Origin of the sequence: Roseovarius sp. E0-M6 (assembly GCF_037083845.1) — a bacterium.
In the GTDB taxonomy this organism is placed as follows: Bacteria; Pseudomonadota; Alphaproteobacteria; order Rhodobacterales; family Rhodobacteraceae; genus Roseovarius.
The window spans coordinates 49,209-66,860 of the sequence record NZ_JBAPLA010000007.1; the positions used below are offsets into that span (position 1 = coordinate 49,209).

At 59.4% G+C, this 17,652-nt stretch carries 15 protein-coding genes, 2 tRNA genes and 1 pseudogene; 10 read left to right on the plus strand and 8 right to left on the minus strand.

Going from position 1 to position 17,652, the window contains the following annotated elements:
• Nucleotides 1-28: 28 nt before the first annotated feature.
• Nucleotides 29-1,249, plus strand: coding sequence for an ABC transporter substrate-binding protein (locus V8359_RS15565; protein ID WP_336429989.1), 1,221 nt, complete (start codon nucleotides 29-31; stop codon nucleotides 1,247-1,249).
• A 65-nt stretch (nucleotides 1,250-1,314) separates the two neighbouring features.
• Here the strand turns inward: V8359_RS15565 and V8359_RS19350 are convergent.
• From V8359_RS19350 to V8359_RS15585, 3 genes and pseudogenes are all read right to left on the minus strand, one after another.
• Nucleotides 1,315-2,024: pseudogene (locus V8359_RS19350) on the minus strand (TRAP transporter large permease subunit); the annotation flags it as partial.
• Nucleotides 2,025-2,367: 343 nt separating this feature from the next.
• Entirely contained in the window at nucleotides 2,368-3,159 is a 792-nt protein-coding gene (locus V8359_RS15580) for a carbon-nitrogen hydrolase family protein (RefSeq protein WP_336429990.1), read from the minus strand.
• Nucleotides 3,160-3,178: 19 nt separating this feature from the next.
• The gene (locus V8359_RS15585; RefSeq protein ID WP_336429992.1) at nucleotides 3,179-4,219 is read right to left on the minus strand and encodes an alcohol dehydrogenase catalytic domain-containing protein; all 1,041 of its coding nucleotides are present in this window, start codon (nucleotides 4,217-4,219) and stop codon (nucleotides 3,179-3,181) included.
• Between the two features lie 111 nt (nucleotides 4,220-4,330).
• Here V8359_RS15585 and V8359_RS15590 point away from each other — a divergent pair, with 111 nt between their 5' ends.
• The 6 genes from V8359_RS15590 (at nucleotide 4,331) to V8359_RS15615 (ending at nucleotide 10,168) form a co-directional block, all read left to right on the plus strand.
• Complete coding sequence (locus tag V8359_RS15590; protein ID WP_336429993.1) at nucleotides 4,331-5,215, plus strand: LysR family transcriptional regulator; 885 nt, start codon at nucleotides 4,331-4,333, stop codon at nucleotides 5,213-5,215.
• A 113-nt stretch (nucleotides 5,216-5,328) separates the two neighbouring features.
• Entirely contained in the window at nucleotides 5,329-6,291 is a 963-nt protein-coding gene (gene speB, locus V8359_RS15595) for an agmatinase (RefSeq protein ID WP_336429994.1), read from the plus strand.
• A 24-nt stretch (nucleotides 6,292-6,315) separates the two neighbouring features.
• Nucleotides 6,316-7,395 carry an ABC transporter substrate-binding protein gene (locus V8359_RS15600; protein WP_336429995.1) on the plus strand — a complete coding sequence of 360 codons (1,080 nt, stop codon included), beginning with the start codon at nucleotides 6,316-6,318 and terminating at the stop codon, nucleotides 7,393-7,395.
• A gap of 72 nt (nucleotides 7,396-7,467) precedes the next feature.
• Nucleotides 7,468-8,529 (plus strand): ABC transporter ATP-binding protein, encoded by a 1,062-nt coding sequence (locus V8359_RS15605; protein ID WP_336429996.1) that lies wholly within the window; start codon nucleotides 7,468-7,470, stop codon nucleotides 8,527-8,529.
• 14 nt (nucleotides 8,530-8,543) lie between these two features.
• Complete coding sequence (locus tag V8359_RS15610; protein ID WP_336429997.1) at nucleotides 8,544-9,386, plus strand: ABC transporter permease; 843 nt, start codon at nucleotides 8,544-8,546, stop codon at nucleotides 9,384-9,386.
• Nucleotides 9,383-10,168: an ABC transporter permease gene (locus tag V8359_RS15615; protein ID WP_336429998.1), complete on the plus strand. Its 786-nt coding sequence runs from the start codon at nucleotides 9,383-9,385 to the stop codon at nucleotides 10,166-10,168. The genes V8359_RS15610 and V8359_RS15615 overlap by 4 nt, the downstream gene beginning before the upstream one ends.
• Before the next feature lie 243 nt (nucleotides 10,169-10,411).
• On the opposite strand, the gene V8359_RS15620 is transcribed toward V8359_RS15615, so the two are convergent.
• The gene (locus V8359_RS15620; RefSeq protein WP_336429999.1) at nucleotides 10,412-12,169 is read right to left on the minus strand and encodes a cobalamin-dependent protein; all 1,758 of its coding nucleotides are present in this window, start codon (nucleotides 12,167-12,169) and stop codon (nucleotides 10,412-10,414) included.
• 151 nt (nucleotides 12,170-12,320) lie between these two features.
• Here V8359_RS15620 and V8359_RS15625 point away from each other — a divergent pair, with 151 nt between their 5' ends.
• Complete coding sequence (locus tag V8359_RS15625; RefSeq protein ID WP_336430001.1) at nucleotides 12,321-13,079, plus strand: pyrroline-5-carboxylate reductase family protein; 759 nt, start codon at nucleotides 12,321-12,323, stop codon at nucleotides 13,077-13,079.
• Nucleotides 13,080-13,231: 152 nt separating this feature from the next.
• On the opposite strand, the gene V8359_RS15630 is transcribed toward V8359_RS15625, so the two are convergent.
• Entirely contained in the window at nucleotides 13,232-14,056 is an 825-nt protein-coding gene (locus V8359_RS15630) for a phytanoyl-CoA dioxygenase family protein (RefSeq protein WP_336430002.1), read from the minus strand.
• 127 nt (nucleotides 14,057-14,183) lie between these two features.
• On the opposite strand from V8359_RS15630, the gene V8359_RS15635 reads away from it, so the two are divergent.
• Nucleotides 14,184-14,864, plus strand: a complete 681-nt coding sequence (locus V8359_RS15635; RefSeq protein WP_336430003.1) for a GntR family transcriptional regulator — start codon at nucleotides 14,184-14,186, stop codon at nucleotides 14,862-14,864.
• Between the two features lie 97 nt (nucleotides 14,865-14,961).
• On the opposite strand, the gene V8359_RS15640 is transcribed toward V8359_RS15635, so the two are convergent.
• Nucleotides 14,962-15,038, minus strand: a tRNA-Arg gene (locus V8359_RS15640).
• A 135-nt stretch (nucleotides 15,039-15,173) separates the two neighbouring features.
• On the opposite strand from V8359_RS15640, the gene V8359_RS15645 reads away from it, so the two are divergent.
• Nucleotides 15,174-16,199, plus strand: a complete 1,026-nt coding sequence (locus tag V8359_RS15645) for a LacI family DNA-binding transcriptional regulator (RefSeq protein WP_336430004.1) — start codon at nucleotides 15,174-15,176, stop codon at nucleotides 16,197-16,199.
• Nucleotides 16,200-16,258: 59 nt separating this feature from the next.
• Here the strand turns inward: V8359_RS15645 and V8359_RS15650 are convergent, their stop codons facing one another.
• Nucleotides 16,259-17,524: a 3-phosphoshikimate 1-carboxyvinyltransferase gene (locus tag V8359_RS15650; RefSeq protein ID WP_336430005.1), complete on the minus strand. Its 1,266-nt coding sequence runs from the start codon at nucleotides 17,522-17,524 to the stop codon at nucleotides 16,259-16,261.
• A 26-nt stretch (nucleotides 17,525-17,550) separates the two neighbouring features.
• Nucleotides 17,551-17,627: transfer RNA gene (locus tag V8359_RS15655), tRNA-Arg, on the minus strand.
• Nucleotides 17,628-17,652 lie beyond the last annotated feature (25 nt).

The window sequence follows — 17,652 nt, forward strand, 5'->3', positions numbered from 1 at the left end:
AAAAATTAATGCCAACAGGGAGATCAACATGAAAACCATATTTGCAGGACGGGGCGCGGCCCTGAAAACCGGGGTCGCCGCCTGCGCCCTGGCGGCGATGGGCGCGACGTCTCAAGCCGAAGAAGTCACGGTCGGGGTGCTTGTGCCGCTGACCGGCGAACTGGGCGAATTTGGCAAGATCGTTGCCAATGCGGTCGAAATGGGCGCTGCCGAAATCAACGCGGCGGGGGGCACGTCATGCGGCATGATCCGCACCGTCGTTGCCGATACCGGCGGCAATCCCCAGAACGGCATCCGCGAAGCCTCGAAGATGATCGAGTCCGAAGGTGCTGTTGCCATCCTTGGGCCAACTTCGGGCGTGATGGTGGCTTTGGTGGATCTCGCCAAACGGACCAAGACAGTGCTGATGTCGCCCTATGCGGGCACGATTACGCTGAATGAATTGGGTGGCGACTATGTCTATCGCACCGTGTCCTCAGATCTGGGTGACGGCGCGGCGGCGGGTCTTTGGCTCACTGAAAAAGGCTACAAGACGGTGGCCTTCCTTGTGCAGAACGAGGAATCGACGATCTCGCCGGCGCAGGTCGCGCGGCAGCGTGTCGAAGAGGCGGGCATCACCCTGACTGACTATATCATCTACAACCCCGGTCAGCCCTCCTATCAGGCCGAGCTGATCTCGGTTCTGGCGCAGGAGCCGGATGCGATCTACCTGGCGGGTGGGCAGGAATCCGGGGTCACCGTCATCAAAGAGGCCACGGCGGGTGGCTTCCAAGGTGAATGGCTCTTTACCGCAGACTTGGCCGTGCCCGAGATATTCGAGGCTGTCGGAGCAGACTTGATCAACGGACGTGCCTATGTCGAGGTGGCCGAGGCCGATAGTTCATTGCCGGAATTCCAGGCGTTCAAGGACATGCACAACGAAAAGACCGGCAAGGCGCCCGGCCCCTTCGCGGCCAACTCCTTCGACATGGTGATGTTGGCGGCGCTGGCGCTAGAGGCGAGTGACGCATGCACGGGAGAGTCGATGAATTCCAAAATCCGCGACGTGACCGACGGGGGTGAGAAGGTATCCTCCTTCGCAGCCGGCAAAGAGGCGCTCGCCGCAGGCAAGGACATCGACTATGAAGGCGCGTCTGGCCCGCTTGTGCTCGACGAGAGTGGCACGCCTGCTGGTTCCTACGCTGTCCAGAAGGCGACCGACGGCGCGTGGGCGGCCGAGACCTTCTATCCGGCCAGCGCCTTCGAGTGATCCGCCGGACCATCGCACGACAAACCCGGTCGCCGCTGGCGACCGGGATTTTTTGTCGCCAAGGATCAGTAGAACAGCGCCGGCAATCCGAGGGCGAGGCCCGGAAACGCGATCAGCAGACCGACCATTACCATCAGGGCCAGCACGAAGGGGAGCGCGCCGAGAATCACATCGTCGACGTTTCCGGAACTGCGCACCCCTTGGATCACATACAGGTTGAGGCCCACAGGTGGCGTGATCAACGCGGTCTCGATCAGTAGCATGAGCATGATGCCGAACCAGACCGGATCGTAGCCCAAGGCAAAGACCACTGGCGCGATGATCGGGATCGTCGTGATCATCAAGGTCAGCGTCTCAAGAAAGAGTCCCAGCACGAGGTAAAGCGTGACGATGATCAGCAGCGTCACCGTGGCCGAAAACAGCAGTGCCAGTACGGCACCGGGGACGATTCCGGCGAGGTAAAGCTCTGGGATCGAGGTGTCGGTCAGGGTGCCGTAGATAATGATGTTGATCGATGGCGGAATGAGGATGCCCAGCGTTCCGCCAGAGGCGAGCGTGCCGAGGAAGAGTTTGCGGTTATAGCCGTTCCGCTCCATCTATGGGATGGCGACGATGCCGATTGTGGCGGCGTTAGCCGCGGTTGACCCCGAGATCGCCGCGAAGGACGCGCAGGCACTGATGTTGGAGTGCATCAGCCCACCGGGCAGCTACGTCAGCCAAGTGGAGACACGGAATCTGCGATGCCCGAGCGCAACAGAATCTCACCCATCGCCACGAGCGGGCAAGGCTTGGGATTGCATAAGCAATACTCAAGAAAATCATGGGCATAATCGGCCGGAAGGATCACAATATTGGGTTGTTAGCTACCGGAGAGCAGGCCGGCGGTCTGGCCGGTATATGCGCCGCTGCTGATCCGAGTGCGGATCTCTGTCATGGAATTTGGTCTTTTTGCCGATACTTTACTATATAAGAAGTGCGCGTCTTAATTGGGCGCAGTTCAATATGCTCATCCGCCGGTCGCCAGCGCAGTCAGAATGTGCCTGACCAGCCTTTCACCTTCGCGCTCCCCGTCAAAGAGAGTATGTTAATCGCAATCGCAGTGCATTGCGCCATTTTCCTCACATCCTCAGGCCGATCTCCTCCGCATCGCTCAGATAGGGGTTCTCGGCGCGGCTGTCAGCATAGTCTTGTGGTGCGATTTCGGCATAAAGGAGCGCGTCGCCGGTTTCGGGTGCAGCAGTGAGCAGAGCACCGTCGGGGGCCGCGATGGACGAACAGCCCTGATAGGTAAAGGTGTCGTCGCTGTCGGCGTGGTTGGCATAGGCCACGAACACTTGGTTTTCAAACGCGCGCGTGCGGATCACATGGGTCGAAATGAACGCGCCGGACGCACCACGAGGCAGCGCCGTAGGCACCGCGATCAATTGCGCCCCGGCGTGGGCGAGGCGGCGGGCATTCTCCGGAAACTCGATATCGTAGCAGATCAGCACCCCAACCCGCAGCCCGGCCAGATCGACGATCACCGTCGAGGGGCCGGGGCCGTGAAAATGCTGCTTTTCATAATCACCATAGAGACATGCCTTGCGATAGATCGAGGCTGGCGCGGTGCCCTGTGCGTCTACGATCAGCGCGCTGATGTGACGGTTGTCGCCCCGCGTCTCGGGAAAGCCCACGATCAGGCTGATGCCAAGGCGCCGTGCGGTCGCAGTCAGCCGTTCGGCCCAGTCGCCTCGCGCCGTTTGTGCGCTGGCCGCAAAGGCCGCACCGCGCCCATAGCCAGAAAGCGCCAGTTCGGGCGCCACCAGCAATGTCGCGCCGTTTTGCGCGGCCTCCTGCATCGCGGCTTCGATTCGGTCCGGGCGCATCGCATCATTTCCAATCGCGGACATCTGAAAAATGGCGAGTTTCAAGTTGCCGCCTCCCGCGCCGTCATAGCGCAAAGTCAATACAGAGCCGTCCGGCAACCTCGCCGCGCTTGAGCTGGTCGAGCGCGGTGTTCACGTCTGCGAGCGGCAAGGCCTGAACCTCGATCGGGAGTGGATGAAGCGCGGCGAAATCGAGAAAGTCGATCATTTGCTGCCGCGTCCCCACCGAAGAGCCGAAGACGCGGTGCCCGCCGTCGATCAGCCACATCATCGAAAGGTCCACCGGGGTGTGGACCATCGCCACGGCGACAACCGCGCTCACCGGGTTTACCGCATCGCGAATGGTGTCCCACACGGCAGGGCTGGGCGCGAAGTTGACTGTGACATCCGCGCCGCCCAAGGCCTTGACCGCCGCGCCTGCGTTGGGCCCGGCTTCGATCGCGTGATCCGCGCCCAGCGTCATCGCTGTTGCAAGCTTGTCCGGGTCGGTATCCACCACAAAGACCCGCGCGCCGCGCGCCTTGGCGATCATCACGCCATACTGCCCGAGCCCACCCGCGCCGATGATCAGCACGTGTTGGCCGGGCGTGACCTCGGCCCGTGCCAAAGCGGACCATGCCGTAAGCCCGGCGCAGAGCAGCGGCGCGCCCTTGACCGGATCAATGGCCTCGGGGATGGGAATGGTAAAAGCAGTGGGAGACAGCGCATATTCGGCAAAGGCGCCGTTGTGCTGCACGCCGCGTGCCGTCTGGCCCGTGCAAAATGTCTCCCAGCCGCTCCGACAGGGTTTACAGGCAAGGCAGGTATCATAGAGCCATGGTAGTCCCACTCGCCTGCCGACCGCGGGCGCATCCGGCGTGTCCGGCCCGACTTGCACGACCCGACCGATCCCCTCGTGGCCAAAGATGACGGGATAGGCTTCATCAGGCAGGTTTTCCTGCCCGTCGCGCAAGTGCAGGTCCGAATGGCACATACCGCAGCCCTCCAGCCGAACGAGCACCTCGCCGGGGCCGGGTTTCGGTGTGTCAACCTCGCGCAGCGTCAGCGCCGCGCCGGGTCCATCGCAGATCGCGGCCATCATCCGGGATGGGGGCATTTCGGTCATCGGAAGGGTCCTTTGCGGGCAGGGTTTTGGCGCAGTCTAGACCCACCGAGCATGCAGGCATATACGTCATTGCAATTCGATACATTTGTTGATCTCAATGAATCGATGAAGTTGACTGGTTCCGATATCCATCTGCTGAGTGTTTTCGACAGTGTCGTGCGCAACAATGGGTTTTCCGCGGCCCAAGTCGAGTTGGGCCTCAGTCAGCCCACAATTTCAAATCATATCACCGCGCTCGAAGAGCGGCTGGGCGTCAAGCTCTGTCAGCGCGGGCGGCGCGGTTTCATGCTGACCGAGAAAGGCCGGATGGTGCATGAGATTGGCAAGGGGCTTCTGGACGGCCTGAACACCCATGGTGCGCATCTGGCCGAGCTGAAGGGTAAGTTGGTTGGACATCTCAACATCGCAATGGTGGATGCTATAACCACAGACGCCGATTGCAAATTGCCCGAGGCGATCCGCCGCTTCACCGAAGCGGCGCCGGCGGTGCGTATTAATCTGTCTATCTCCAATCCACAGGATATCATGGTCGGACTACTGGATGGCAGTTGTCACATCGGCTTCGGCAGCTTTGACAACATGGTGAACGGGCTGCATGTGGTCGACCTCTATGTGGAGCCACATGCGCTCTATTGCGCGCGGGAACATCCGTTCTTTACCCGCGCGGATGCCGATCTGGATGATGCCCGGATCGAGGGGGCGCCGTGGGTGCATCGCGGATACTGGAGTCAGCAACGCCAAAAGTCTTTTGCCCTGTCAGATGAAGACCGCATCGTGCAGCAGATCGAGTCCCAGTTGATCATGGTGCTCAGCGGCGGCTATCTGGGCCTTTTGCCCGAACATCTGGCCGCACCGTTCGAGGCTGAGGGACGGTTGCGCCGCATGGCGTTCGACAAGAATAATTTCGGCTGCCAAATGCAGCTGATCCGTCGATCCGGCGCGGCGCCAAAGGTGATCGACCTGTTTTGGCAAGCCATGCAAGATTGCTATGCGTGATGTTACATTGGGAAATGCAAATGTAACATTTGAGCAATCGATATTCTTGCGCCGGGTAGGTTCCTCTAGGGTCTGTGCGGTCAGCCCCGATGTGGGGCCAATTGGAGTGACAGATGTCTGACGATAGCAGCCCGCCCCGCTACAATCAGCCGCTTGGCGGCAACGAGATGCCCCGGTTCGGCGGCGAGAGCACGATGATGCGGTTGCCATCGCAAAGTTCGGCCGAGGGGCTGGACGCCTGTTTTGTTGGCATTCCGATGGATATCGGCGTGTCGAACCGGTCGGGCACACGCCACGGCCCCCGTGCGATCCGCGCCGAAAGTTGCATGATGCGCCCCTTCAACATGGCCACCGGCGCCGCGCCTTTTGCAAAAATGCAAGTAGCCGATATCGGCGATGTGGCGATCAACACCTTTGATCTGAAGAAGACGGTGGATATCATCACCGCCGCTTACGATCAGATCCTACAACATGACACGGTGCCGCTGACGCTAGGGGGCGATCACACACTGACTTATCCTGTTTTGCGCAGCATCGCGCGCAAGCACGGCCCGGTCGCGCTGATTCAGATCGACGCCCATGCCGACACGAATGACGAGATGTTCGGAGAAAAGATTGCCCACGGCACTCCCTTCCGGCGCGCCGTCGATGATGGTCTTCTTCAGACCGACAAGGTGTTTCAGATAGGTCTGCGTGGCACCGGTTATGCGCCGGATGATTTCGACTGGGGCCGCAATCAAGGTTTTACTGTGGTCCCGGCCGAGGCGTGCTGGCACAAATCCATGACGCCGCTGATGGACGATATTCGCGCCCGTATTGGCGACACACCGGTCTACCTGACTTATGATATCGACAGCCTCGATCCCGCCTTCGCTCCTGGAACGGGGACCATGGAAATAGGTGGGCTGACTACCATGCAGGCGCTCGAGATCGTGCGCGGTTGCAAGGGTATGAATTTGGTGGGCTGTGATCTGGTCGAAGTGTCGCCGCCCTACGATACCACCGGGGCCACTGCTATGATCGGGGCGAACCTGCTCTATGAAATGCTTTGCGTCCTGCCCAAGGTCTGGGCCTGACCAATTCCAACAAGGAGAGAAAAAATGAAAACCACCTTCACACGTCGTCACTTTTTGGGCACCGCCGCCGCCTCCGGTGCGACAGCGCTGAGCGCGCCGTCGATCTTGCGCGCCGCGGGCGAGCCGATCAAGGTCGGCACCTATGGCGGATTCTTCGAGGAAAGCTTCAAGGAGTTCATCTTTCCCGAATTCACGGCCGCGACCGGGATCGAGGTCAATTCGATGGCCGTACCCACGGGCGAAACCTGGCTGGTGCAGATCAAGAACGCCGCCCGTGCGGGCGTCGCGCCTGCCGACGTATCTCTGATGGCGGGCACGCCACGCAACGAAGGCGGGCGGCAAAAGGTATTCCGCCCGATGGACGAGTCCAAGATCCCGAACCTCGCTAACCTCAACGGTCGGTTTCAGGATCGCTACGAGGATGGTGGCCTCTACGGTGTCGGCGCCCTGTCGTGGTACATCACGCTGGTCACCAATTCGGACGAGATTCCCGAGGCCCCGACCAGTTGGGCCGCTCTGTGGGACGAACAGTACAAGGATCAGATCGGTGTGCTTGGCCTCGCGACCAACTCGTTCATGCTGGAAGTGACCGCAGCCACCTTCTTTGGTGGTACTGATATCCTCAGCACCAAGGACGGCATTCAACAATGCTTCGACAAAATGGCAGAAATGGTGCCCAACGTGCGCCTGTGGTATAAGGACGAGGGCGCTTTCCAGCAGGCGTTGCAGGATGGCGAAATCCCGATGGGCCAGTATTACCATGACGTCGCGGGGCTTGCCGCCGCCGAGGGGTTCCCGGTTGTGTCGACCTTCCCAAAGGAGGGTGGCATCCTGGACAGCGGCTACTGGATCGTGCCAGAGCATGTAAAACCGCTGGATGAGGTCCACGAGTTCATCAACTTCATGACCGCCCCCGAAACGCAGGCGCTGCTTGCTCGTAAGGTTGGAACGGCCCCGGTCGTCGATCCCGCATTGACCGACCTGAGCGAGGCTGAGCTGGCGGCCGTTAGCAGCCCCAAAGAGCCGATCATCCCGCGCTATGACATCTACCGCGACCACGCGGACTGGATTTCGGACACTTGGAACAAAGTTATCTCGGGCTGATAACCTGCAACGACACTCTGGCCCGCCTTGTGACAAGGGGCGGGCCTGCTTCAATCCGGCAGGAGGCCGCGCATGTCAGGTCTGACCATCGAGGGCGTCACCAAGAAGTTCGACAATATCACCGCCGTCGAGGACGTGAACCTGCATTTCAAGACCGGTGAGATGACCTGCTTTCTGGGCCCTTCAGGGTGCGGGAAGACCACGCTCTTGCGGATGATCGCCGGACTAGAGGTGCCGACCACCGGCAAGATCAGTCTCGAAGGGTGCGACCTGACGCGCGTTCCGGTCCATCAGCGCGATATCGGTATGGTGTTCCAATCTTTCGCCCTGTTCCCGCATCTGAGCGTGGGAGAGAATATCACCTACTCCATGCGTATCCGCGGCCATTCGCGGTCGGACCGCGAAGATCGCGCGCGTGAATTGCTGGATATGATGCATCTGCCCGGCGTCGAAGACCGGCGCATTTCCCAGTTGTCGGGCGGACAACGACAGCGCGTGGCGATCGCGCGGGCGCTGGCGATCAATCCGCAGGTCTTTCTGCTGGATGAACCGATGTCGGCGCTGGACGCCAACCTGCGCGAGGCGATGCAGATTGAGCTGCGCAAGTTGCAACAGGAATTGGGCATCACCACGGTCGTCGTCACCCATGACCAGACCGAGGCGATGACGATCGCCGACGAGATCGTGGTGATGGGCAATGCCAAGGTGCTTCAGACCGGAACTCCGATGGATATCTACAAAAAACCGGTGGACAAGTTCGTGGCCGGGTTCATCGGCACAAGCAACCTGTTACCTGCTCGAATGGCTGGCAAAGACATGGTGCGCGTTGGCGAAACCGAGCTGAAGGTGGGTCATGTAGTGGGCGCGGGCACGGGGGCGGACCAAGACATTCTCCTGATGACCCGTCCAGAAGAGGTGTTCGTGCGCCCGACAGATGCGGGCGTGCCCGAAAACGCGGTGCACGGCACGGTCAGTTTCGTGCGTGACATCGGCGCGACCATCGAGATTCTGGTCGATTGCGATGGGCACGAAGTGATCTCGGTGCTTACGCCAAAGGATTGGCCGGATGTGCGGATCGGTGATGCGGTGACGGTGGAAATGCCCGCCGAAGCCTGCACCGTGCTACCGGCCTGAACGGGGGCAGGGGCATGCAACAGGGCAACAGCTTTACCCGGTCCATCGGTCTTATTCCATCGTCGGTCATGATCGGCGTCTTTTTCTTGGTGCCTTTTGTGTTGATCATCCTGACCAGCGTTTCGGTGCCCAGCGATGAAGGCGATTATCAGTTTGGCTTCAGCCTCGTGCATTTTGAGCGCTTTGCGACTTGGTTCTATATCGAACGGGCATTCTTTTCGGCGGGGCTTTGCGCGTTGATCGCGCTTTTGAGCCTGCTGATCGCCTATCCCTTCACCTACATGCTCACCCGGTTCGGCCCCCGTTCGCAAACCCTCTGGCTGATTTATATCCTTGCACAACTGTCACTCTCCGAGGTGCTGATCGCCTTCAGTTGGCAAATCCTGCTGTCGCGCACTGGCGGCATCGGCAATATTCTGGCCTGGGTCGGTCTGGCCGAGAGCAGCTTTGCCATGACACCCTCGGCGGGGGCGGTGCTGGCGGCGCTTGTCTATCTCGCAGTGCCGTTCTCGGTGCTGCTGCTCTTTCCCGCGCTCAGCCGCCTTGATCGCAGCCTGACCGAGGCGTCCCGCACACTGGGTGCCTCGCCACTGCGCACGTTCTTTACCGTGGTGATTCCGGTCACGCGGCCCGCGATCATTTCAAGCGGTGTGACCATCTTTGTGCTGACGCTAGGAGCGATCATCGTCCCGCAAGTGCTGGGCAAACCCGAGCACTGGACCTTGTCGGTGCTGATCACGGATCAGGCGATCTTCAATTTCAACATGCCCTTTGCCTCGGCGTTGGCGGTTGTGCTGCTGATCATCAGCGGCGGCGTGATCGTGGCGGTCACGAAATTTTCGGGGGGGCGGTCATGACCTTTCTTCGACGTCTCTACCTGCTGATATTCGCACTGTACCTGATCGGTCCGATCATCGTGATCACTGCGGTATCGTTTAACGAAAAGAGGTTTCTTGCCTTCCCGCCGCGCGGCTTCTCCTTTCGCTGGTATGCAGAGATTTTCCTCGATAGCGGCTGGTCCGGCGCGTTGCTCAACTCGTTGATCATCGCGTTCGCCTCGGCGACGTTGGCGGTGCTCATCGCGACGCCAGTGGCGTATATCGCCTGGCGGTTCGGGCTGCGTTATGCGCGCGCGCTCTTTGCACTTGGGATCGCGCCTTTCATCCTGCCGCCCGTCATCATGGCGCTGGGCTTTCTGCTGCTTTTTACCAACGTGGGCATGCATGGGCTGATGATCAACGTGATCATCGCGCACGCAATTTTTCTGTTGGCGCTGCCGCTGGTCACGATCTCTCTGGGACTCGAAAGCGTGGATAGATCCCTGATCGAGGCCAGTCAGACTCTCGGCGCGAGCAACGCGGTGGTGTTCCGCACTGTGATCCTGCCGATTGCCGCACCCTTCGCCTTCGCAGGGTTTGCCTTCTGTTTCGTGCTGAGCCTTAATGAATACATTATCGCTTTGATGACCGTTGGTTTCACGGTCGAGACGCTGCCGATCAAAATTTTCAATGCATTACGCTATGGTTATACGCCGGTGATCGCCTCTATCGCGGTGGTCTTTCTGCTGATCAACATTGCGGTGTTCAGCCTGATCGCCAAATTCTCGAATCTCACACGGATTCTGGGCGCGCAGGACTGATGCATCGGTGGCGAAGAATGTTGCCCAACAGGAGTGCTAACCACCCGCACTGGTGAAACAAGAACCTCTAACGCTCAGGGGGCCTCAAAATGCCTCATGATCGCGCCGATCACGATCCGCTGGAAGAGGGCGCCGCGCTGCGAAGCTCGAACAGGGTTATTTCGACTGCTGGTTGTGAGCAGGCGGGCGGCGTAGGTGAAGCAATCACCGCTTCTATCTAAGCCCAAGGTGATTTGGAGACTGTTACAGTGAACCTGCTGGATTGCGGCTGGCACCGGGCATCGCTTTCAGAACGGCAAGCATGTCATCCAGACTTGCACAAGGCAGCGCCCCGGTTTCAGAAATCTCCGAAGTCACATCCAACGGCAGATCAGAATTGGAGTCCTCCGGAATCTGGTTCAGTTTGCCACCGATTATGACAGGGATGTTCAGGCTGCGTCGCTTCAACTCGGCCATGACCGCACGGGCATAGCCAAGTGCGATCCCGTTATAGGTGCTGATCGCGATGACATCCGCTTGCGCGTCACAGGCCCGCTCTACGAGCACTTCGGCATCAAGGGCGACACCTGCGTCAATGACTTTGGCATTGAGACCTTCCAAGGCCCGGCTGACCAGATAGGCGCCGTGTTCATGCACATCGGTAGTGCCGATGACCACTTGCACGGTTTCAAGCGTCGTATCACTCACCCGGGCCTGATCAATCCAATCCGATGCCATCTTGTCGAGTTCCTCGGCCCAGTCGGCGGGAACAAGCGGCTCCCGTCGCGCAGTTCCAAGCGTGCCTTGCCCCCACAACGCCTCCATTCTTTTTGCACCTAGTCGCCGGATCGCCAGCATGAGAGCGGCGGGATCCCGCGTGTCAATCCCGCGTTCACCAAGCCCCGCAAGCGCGCTTTCGGCAAATCGCCGCCCGCCAAGTACCAACTTTGAGGCGACGGCTTCGATCTTGCTGCGGTCTGTCAGCGCCGCATGACCGTCCGCGTGTTCTGTCAGTCTGGCGGCGAAGGTCTGAGCATCCAGAATTTCGTCAATGTCCGGAATCCGCAGGTTCTCGGTTACCGGCACGGGATTAACCGCGTGACCGGTATGAGCCTGCATGAGCGCGCCGATATCGGCGAGAAGGTAGTTTGCCAAGCTTGCATAGTTCGCCGCGGGTGCCCCGCGATAGGATACGGTATTCCCGAACAGCATCGTGCCGGGCGTGTCGACTTCCTGAGCAAGCGCTGCATGGAACGCCGCACGGGTCAGCGGCGATGAGAAATGATGCCCGAAGCAAAAGGATGCCTTGGCACCGATCAAATCTTCGACAATGTGTTTCTCGATCAGCATCATGCCGAATGCACTCGTCATGTCCAGAAACAGACCCGCGAAGCCATCATCAAGATTTGAATGAACCAAGATGTCCGCATCTTGCGCAGCGATAAGACCAAGCGCCGTTACGGTGGCCTCGGTTGTGGCTACGTCGTCGTCCCAATAGGGAAGGCGGAAGGTGAAATACTGACCAAGATTGCCAATCGACGTCACTCCGGCTGCAAGTGCGGCCTGCACGTTGGACAGTGCCCCTGGCAGGCCCAGCATGAAATCCCCGAAATGCGCGGCGGCCGGGCTGGCGTTGGTAATCCGGGCAAAATCTTCCGGTTCCGTCAACACGATCCCCGTGCCGCGCCCTGCACCCTTGCGTTGTTCGGGAGGGTAACCCATCGACCAATCGAGCGTGATGCCAAACCGGTCGATCCGAACATCACGCTTCAGTGCGGCTTCGTGCAGCTGCGTTATCGCCCCGACGGTTCGTTCGATGCTGCGAAAGCCGATATGGGCATGCTGCATGATGCGCCCTTCGGATGCTTTTTGGCGCTTGTACTCGGCCTCCGATGCCACCCCTTCGGTCTCGAGAAAGAGACACGGCCCGAGTGTCCAATCACCGGCAAGGCGTCGCCCCTCCTCAAGAAGCAAGCTTCCGGGCCGCATTTCAGGAGCGGTGAGCATTAAGTGATGTGTCACAGAGCGCCTCCGTTGTTTGAGAGGGTAAAGTGGCCAAGCAGACGAAATGGTGGAAATAACGCTTTGAAAACCCTATCAGCTTGGTCGAAGTAGACAAATGTGAATCCGGCTTAAGCGGCACTGCACATGGAAATGAAAGGCGGTCAGCGGAATGAAACTTGGCATAATCGGAGTTGGACATCTCGCAAGTTCGGTATTGAAAGGGCTTCTGCACGCAGGAGTGGCGCCACACACGATTTGCCTGTCTCCCCGCGGCCACGGCCCGGATCTTGCGGCTCAACACGGGTTCAACCTCGCCACTGATAATGCCTCCCTCGTCGCAGAAAGTGACGTGGTCCTGCTTGCTGTCCGCCCCGCGGATGCGGCCGATGTCATCAACGGCCTGCCTTGGCGCGCAGAGCACGTCATCATGTCCGCCTGTGCAGGTGTAACGATCGAGCGGTTGGCCCTTGGTGCGGGGCCCGCAAGGGTGGTGCGTATCATGCCGATCACCGCGTCCGAACTCGGCGCCAGCCCCACGATCGTCTATCCGATGCTGCCAGAGTGCCGATCGTTCCTTGAGGCCATAGGCACTGTCATTGCGCTCGACTCGGAAGACCAGTTCGAGGCGGCCACAGTAAGCGCGGCGGTCTACGGTTGGGCACAGGCCCTTATCCGAACGGGTGCCGAATGGGGCGCGCGGAATGGTCTTGATCCTGTGGTAGCCCGGCAGTTGATGGCCCGGACGTTCGTCGCCTCGGGGCGGATACAGGGCGAACAGAACGCACCGATGGACGACATCCTTGCGAGCCTCTGCACACCCGGCGGGATCACCGAAACCGGCCTTCGCAGCATTGAGCGAAATGGTGTGCCCGACGCCTGGACAGATGCCTGCGACCTGGTGTTGCGAAAACTGCGCGGCACGGACTGACGTAAGCTTGGCCTCGGCAATTGGCATGGCACTTCCATCTTTTAAGCGTTTGTAGCGTGGCGCCTCCCCGACATCAGGACCGCGCCAGCAACTGCCTTTCGCCGACCCCTTCGCTTGGTCGCTGTCAGGCCGGGCGACCGCACCCCGATGCTCTAGTCATGGCCTATAGAAAAGTTGTTTCCGGCCCTGTCCTGACCACTGACCAAGTACAGTGGCCGCACCCCGTAGCCTTGCGCGGGGTGTTTCTTGCCGATCTCCGCGCCAAGAGCGTGATCGTATAGCGACGTTGCCGGCATGAAGCGCACGATGAAGGCCGCGCGCCGTTTGTCGGTTCGGTTCGCACTGGACCCGTGGATCATGTAGACGTCGTGAAATGACACTTGGCCTGCCCGGATGATCAGCGGCTCGGCTTGGGCTTCATCGAAATGTTCGGAGTCGGTCACAAGGTTGATTGTCTTGTCCTTCCCATCTTTCCACGAATGACTGAAAAGCTCATGGGCTCTGTGCGACCCGGGGATGAATTTCATCGGGCCGTTATCGGGCGTCACGTCGTCCAGCGGAATCCACATGGTCAGCGTTTCCAGCGGCCGGATGGGATAGTATCCGCCGTCCTGATGCCAAGGGGTCTCTTTTCCGTTATGCGGGGGCTTTCCGAAAAGTGTCGTGCCCCAAAGAATGATGTCATCACCAATCAGTTGCCGCGCGATCGCCATCAGCTCGGGTTGACTGGCGAATTCCAACCACTTTTCCGAACCTTTGATGCCCATCGAACCACCATTTGTCTGATGCGGCGCAAGTATGATGTCCGATTCTACATGTGGATTGCGCTCCAGAAGAGCCTCGTATTCCTGACGCATCTCGGCGATCAGATCCTGTGGGATTTCCCACTTTGGAACGACCCAACCCTTCTCCTGGTATTGCCTGACTTCTTCTTCCGTCAGGCTTGCGCTTGCTGGTGCATTCTCGGCCATCGTCATCTCAATCTCCCAGTCATCTGCGTTATCGTCAATTTTTGTCGGCCAGTTTGTCGACAATCCTGACGACCAGATTGACGACCACGAAACATCCTGTCAACTATGTACCTACCTTAGATGGAGGGGGGGCATGACCCGGGGAACTGTGAATACAGTTGATACCGCGTATGAGCGGCTACGTGACAAACTGGTTGCCTTCGACGTGAAGCCGGGCTCGCGGCTGAACGAGTCGGAAATCGCGGCCGACCTCTCGATGAGTCGCGCTCCCATACGAGAGGCGCTCAATCGCTTAACCGCAGACGGGATGGTGAGTTTTGAGCCCGGGCGCGGCTTCTTCTGTCGCAGGTTAAGTGTTAGTGAAATTACCGATCTCTATGATGTGCGCCTCGACCTCGAGATCGGCGCACTCAAAACGCTCTTGCAGGTCGCAGCAGAGGCCGAGCTTAATCTGTTTGTCGAAAAATGGCGCGCCGATCTGGCTCAGAGTGAACGCATGAAACTGGGCGATCTTGTTGTCTCCGACGAGGAGTTTCATCTTGAAATGGCCGCTTTGGCCGGTAATTCGCAAAGATTGAAATATCTTCGGAACATCAACGACCGGATCAGGTTCGTTCGAAAGATTAACCTAGAATCTCCTGAGCGGTATGGCGAAGCTCTGGAAGAACATGCGAGCCTACTGCAAGCTATTGTCGCGCGTGACGCGGAAAAAGCCGTCGAAACTCTGAGCAACCATCTTGCCCGCTCAACCGACGAAGTCCGCCAACAGGTCCAGAGCGCCCTGACCCGAATATACTCGGATGAGATGGCATGACGTTCGACACGTTTTGTCCGAACTTTCGGCTCTAGCCGCAAATTTCCACAGCGGTCTTCGCAAGCACCTGAGAACACGCCGTATTTTCACGTATTCTTGGCGACCCCGGCAGGATTCGAACCTGCAACCTGCCCCTTAGGAGGGGGCTGCTCTATCCAGTTGAGCCACGGGGCCACGCGCGGATCAATAGCGCGCAAAACCCGGTTTGTCATGATCAGATTTAGCCACTCGGCGCGATACGACGGCGCTTGATCTCGTGTCCCTGTTCGCGATAACATTTTGAATGCGAAACAACGAAAGCGTTCCAACGTGACACGTTCTGAAAACCGGCCGCTTACACTCAGGGATGTCTCCGAAGCTTCGGGCGTGTCGGAAATGACCGTAAGCCGCGTGCTGCGCAATCGGGGCGATGTCTCGGATACCACACGTGAACGGGTGCTGGAGAAGGCCAAGGAACTTGGATACGTCCCGAATAAGATCGCCGGCGCACTGGCAAGTCAGCGTGTCAATCTTGTCGCGGTGATCATTCCGTCGATGTCGAACATGGTCTTTCCCGAGGTGATGACCGGGATCAGCCGGACGTTGGATGAAACCGGGCTGCAACCGGTTGTGGGTTTGACCGAATACAGCCGCGAAAAAGAAGAAAAGGTTCTCTACGAAATGCTGTCGTGGCGGCCTTCCGGCGTTATCATCGCCGGACTCGAACACTCAGAGGCGTCACGCGCCATGCTCAAGGCATCGGGCATCCCGGTGGTCGAGATCATGGATGTAGACGGCACGCCGGTCGACTCGGTGGTGGGTATTTCGCACCGGCGGGCCGGGGCAAAGATGGCCGAGGCGATACTCCGGGCCGGATATGGCCATATCGGATTTTTGGGAACCACCATGTCCCGTGATCACCGTGCCCGCAAACGATTCGAAGGCTTCACCGAAGTGCTGGCCAAGGCAGGAGTTGAGATCGCCGAGCGGGAATTTTATACCGGCGGCTCGGCTTTTGCCAAGGGGCGCGAGATGACGCAGGCCATTTTAGAGCGTGATCCAGAGTTGGATTTCCTCTATTATTCCAATGATTTGATCGGCGCGGGCGGTCTTTTGTGGTTGCTTGAGCAGGGTGTCGATATTCCGGGGCAGATGGGTCTTGCCGGGTTCAACGGTGTCAATCTGCTCAAGGGGCTACCGCGTGAATTGGCGACAATGGATGCATGCCGATTTGAGATCGGCGTCAAAGCCGCCGAAATCATCGCAAATCGCGTGGCCAATCCCGATGCAATCGATCCCGTGCGCATCGTTCTTGAACCCACGATAAGCTACGGAGACACTCTTAGGCGACCGTGAGGGCGGATGCCAAAAGCGGTTCATCATTTGCTGGTGTCTCGGCTTCAAGAAGAAACAGTTTAACCGTTCATCTCGACGACCACGCCAAGGTCGCGCAGGACGTCCCAATAGGCTGGAAAGGTTTTTGAGACGCACATCGGATCCTCGATGGTGATATCGCGAACCAGAAGACCGGCAAGAGCAAAGCACATCGCCATGCGATGATCGGCATAGCTGTCTATGCGGCAGGGGCGGCTTTGCCCGCGCAGAGAGGGATCGGAATGCACAATCAGGTCATCGCCCTCGACACTCGCAAGATCGGGCCGGATGCGCGTCAGCCCATCACGAAGGGCCTCGACGCGGTCGCACTCCTTCACCCGAAGATTGCCAATGCCGGTGAAGTGGACCGGCGTGTTGTTGAACGCGGCCATGACGGCAATGGTGGGCACGGCGTCCTGCATCTGTGACCCGTCTATGCCTGATGGCATGTCGGGGAACGCGGAAATCACAGCATGCGCCGCCGCATCCGGCTGATTGAGAGTGTCCGGCGCGGCACCGATATCGATATCCCCCCCGGTTAACGCTTCGGCGGCCCAAAGATAGGTCGCGGCACTCGCGTCGGGCTCAATCTGATAGGTGGCCGCCCTGTATCCGCCCGGCTCTATCGCAATGCGGTCCGAGGCCGGGAACGTAACCCGGGCTCCGAAGGCCCGCATCACTGCCGCAGTGATATGAAGATAACCTACCGCGCCAATCTTGCCGCCTTCGATATGGATACGGGTTTCCTCGCGGCCCATGGCGGCCAGCATCATGATGGCCGAGATGTACTGGCTTGAAAGTGCGCCACTTACCGCGATGTCGCCCGCATTGAACCGGCCGGTGCCGTTGATCACCACCGGGGGGCATCCGGTCTCCGAGACGGCATCGACGCCCATCGCGCGCAGTGTGTCAACAAGCGGCGCGATCGGGCGTTTTTGCATATGCGCGTCACCCGTGACCGTCACGGCACCGTCTACCAACGCCGCCGCTGCCGTGAGAAACCGCACCGCGGTGCCGGCATTGCCAAGGAAAAGCGGGTCGTCCGGCGCTTGGAGGTGCCCATTGCCGGTGACCTCCAAGGTGGTTTCATCAACCTCAAGGATCTCAACGCCCATGCTCCTGAGCGCGGCCATCATGTGTCGGGTGTCGTCGCTACGCAGGATGCCGGTCAGGTGGCTGCGCCCTTTTGCGAGCGCGGCCACCAGAAGCGCCCGATTCGTGACCGATTTCGACCCCGGAAGCGTGACTTGCCCTTCCAGCGGTTTTTCGGGCGGGATGATCTTGGCGGTGGCCGGGCTGGGGGTCATGATGCTCAAACTTGGTTGCGTTGCTTTGGCGATCCCGCGAGGACTCGAACCCCGAACCTGCTGATTAGAAGTCAGCTGCTCTATCCAGTTGAGCTACGGGACCGCTTGGCCGAAGGCATACCCCCGCC